This is a genomic window from Ruegeria atlantica (assembly GCF_013032005.1).
GTDB classification, from domain to species: Bacteria; Pseudomonadota; Alphaproteobacteria; order Rhodobacterales; family Rhodobacteraceae; genus Ruegeria; species Ruegeria atlantica_A.
Genome location: NZ_WQBE01000027.1, coordinates 1 through 2838, shown reverse-complemented (window position 1 = coordinate 2838; position 2838 = coordinate 1). Strand labels below are relative to the sequence as shown.

The window sequence follows — 2838 nt, the reverse complement described above, 5'->3', positions numbered from 1 at the left end:
ATTGGGTGAAAAAACCGTCTAGACGATGCGGGACATTCACGGGGCATATCTCCTGAAATTGGTTAGCCGGTCCAGCCAAGGCCAGCGGAAATAGCGTTCATGGATTGCAGTAGCGGCACAGGGACTGATCCTGCTTGCGATTTGTTTCGGGCTTGTTGCAGCAGTTCGACTTGCAATGCGTGAATGCGAGCCAGCTCCGCCCGTTTGCGATCAAATCGTTCGCACAGCCGGGGAAAACGGTGACCTATTGTCTGACCGCCAGTCAGAAACTGCACAGCGCTGCAAGCGTTATCGAATTCTGTTTTGATCGCCTGAGAGATGCTTTGGCGAATATACTTATCGCGCACCAGTTCGCCGTATTGCGTGGCGATGCCCATATCAGACTGATAGAGCGATTTCTCCATCTCATCGACAGCGAGGCGGAACAGGCGAGATTTCTGAAACATTTCTTGCAAAACTTCGTCACCGCGCGAACCTCGGAACTTGCGAAAGCTGGCCATGGCTGCACCAAACCCGTACCAACCGGTAATCAGGTGGCGGTTCTGCGACCACGCAAAAACCCATGGAATAGCCCGCAGATCATCGAGACTAGCTGCGCCGAACCGACGGGTCGGGCGGGAGCCGATTTTTAGGCGAGCAAGTTCCTCGACGGGGCTGGCCTGCTGGAAGTAGTCCAGAAAACCCGGCATCTGCAGAAGCGATACATAGGCTGTTTGCGACAGTTCCGATAGGGCATCCAGCGCATCGTCAAATTCGGGCCGGGACGGGGTTTCGCTGGGGTTAGCCGTATGTCGAAGCGTGCTTGAGAGCAGTAATTCCAGATGCGCTGCAGCTGTGCCGCGGTTAGCATACTTGGTCGAAACAACCTCACCCTGTTCCGTAACACGCAAGCGTCCGGCAATGGTTCCGCTGGGTTGTGCGGCGATGGCGCGCCCGGTAGGTGCTCCGCCCCGGCTGACGGAGCCGCCGCGCCCATGAAAAAATGTAGCCTTGAAACCTTGCGAGGCCAGTGCTGTGACGATCTTTCGTTGTGCGCGCTCCAATTCCCAGGTTGAACAGAAATAGCCGCCATCCTTGCCACTATCTGAGTAACCCAGCATCACCTCGATCACGTTACCTTCGGTTTTAAGGCTGCGGCGGGAAAGCGGAACATCAAGAACGTCCAGCAATATCGCTGGGGCATTGCGCAGGTCGGCAATCGTCTCGAACAGTGGAACCACTGATAAATCCAGAGTTTCGGACCCGAATCCTGCGTACCGGGCCAGAAGATAGACACCGAGAATGTCGTCGGCGGAACGGGTCATTGACAGGATGAATGGTCCGATGGCCTTGGGGTCTGGTCCCGATCGAACGCTGTAAACAAGTGTCAGGAGGGCGAGGAGCTCTTGGGCCTGATCACTCAGCGCTTCCCGATTTTGATAGGGCAAGTTCTGATCCGCCAATTCGGACCGCAAACGGGCAGACCATTCGGGTGTACCATATTTCAGTGCCTGCCCGGATTGTGACCAAATTTCGGCCAGAACATCGGTTGTGACGGTGGAATTCTGACGTATGTCCAGCGTTGCGGTACGGAACCCAAAAACCGCTGCGGCCCGGCGCAGTGGGCGGATATGTCTTCGCGCCAGATCTTCGGCTTTGACCGCGCATAAAGCGGCATCAAGCGCGTTTAGATCGTTCACGAATTGCGAAATGTGGTTATAGCCGTCTTTTATCAGCCGAAGGCGAATGGCATCCAGAGCCTTCCGGAACGGTTCGTTCTGATTGCGGCCAGTGTCTGGAGCCCGGTCGACAATTTCTTGTACACGTGTCCTGTGTGGTTCGGGCAGCGGCAATATGAGCGCACTGATACTCAGCTTGCTTGCGGCTTGTTTAAGGGCTTGACCGTAGAGGTCCAGAACCGTTTCGCGCCCACGTTGCAAGGCCAGCGCGGTCATCTCTGTCGTGACATTCGGATTGCCGTCCCGGTCGCCTCCGATCCAGCTGTGAAAGCGAATACTGGGCGTTTTGCTCAAGGTCTTTCCCAGCATGTGCAGGCAGGCTTGATCGAACCGATCCATGACTTGCGGGACGGCGTCAAAGATTGCGTCCCTGAAGAATTGCAAACCCCACTCGATCTCATCGTGCAGGCTTGGCCGCGTCAGGCGAAGTTCACCGGTCAGCCACAGGAGGTCAATTTCACCTTCCAGGTTTTTAAGCAATTCGGCGCGCTCAGTTGGGGTCCAGCGTTGCGTTTCAAGACTGACAAGGTTGCGATAAATCCGCCGGTGGATTTCCAGTACGGTGACCCGTTTGGCCTCGGTTGGATGCGCGGTTAGGGTGGGTCCGGCACACAGATTAGCGGTCAGTTTTTCCATTGGGCTGTCTGCCAGGGACAGGTCAGACAACACCTCGGCAAACCCGCCTTCGACCGCTTCGGGCCCGCTATTGGTCTCGGTCAGTCGACGATCTCTGACTTCGGCGTTTTCATCGATGATACGCAACAGTTGGAACCAGATAGACAGGGCCTGCAAATAGGGCGTCGCCTCGGGTCCGGCGGGGATGGGTTGCAGCGGTGAGGCCCCGGCCCATGTCGCTACATGCGGCGCCCGTTTCATCAAAATGTTCCGCCACAACGCCCGCAGTTCCGAGCGCAACCCATCAGCATAGCTTGAGCGGTTCAGGGGGGACTGAATATTTTGGGCCAGCGCTTGCATCAGATCACCCGGTCACGTGGTTCACGGCCTTGGAAAAAGTCACTCAGATTATCGAGAACGCGAAAGCCCATCGCTTCGCGGGCCTCGCGTGTTGCGCTGCCCAGATGCGGCAGCATCACGAGGTTGTCACATTGCAGCAGATCCG

1 protein-coding gene and 1 pseudogene are annotated in these 2838 nt (G+C 56.6%); both read right to left on the bottom strand.

The features are described from left to right. Positions 1–62: 62 nt before the first annotated feature. Positions 63–2693 carry a phosphoenolpyruvate carboxylase gene (locus GOX21_RS21400; protein WP_170379927.1) on the bottom strand — a complete coding sequence of 877 codons (2631 nt, stop codon included), beginning with the start codon at positions 2691–2693 and terminating at the stop codon, positions 63–65. After that, a pseudogene (locus tag GOX21_RS21610) lies at positions 2693–2838 on the bottom strand (D-glycerate dehydrogenase); the annotation flags it as partial. The gene GOX21_RS21400 and the pseudogene GOX21_RS21610, both read right to left, overlap by 1 nt.

What these genes read in the sequence shown, in the direction of transcription:
- GOX21_RS21400 (WP_170379927.1), bottom strand. Translation starts at nt 2,693, where the DNA reads ATGCAAGCGCTGGCCCAAAATATTCAGTCCCCCCTGAACCGCTCAAGC.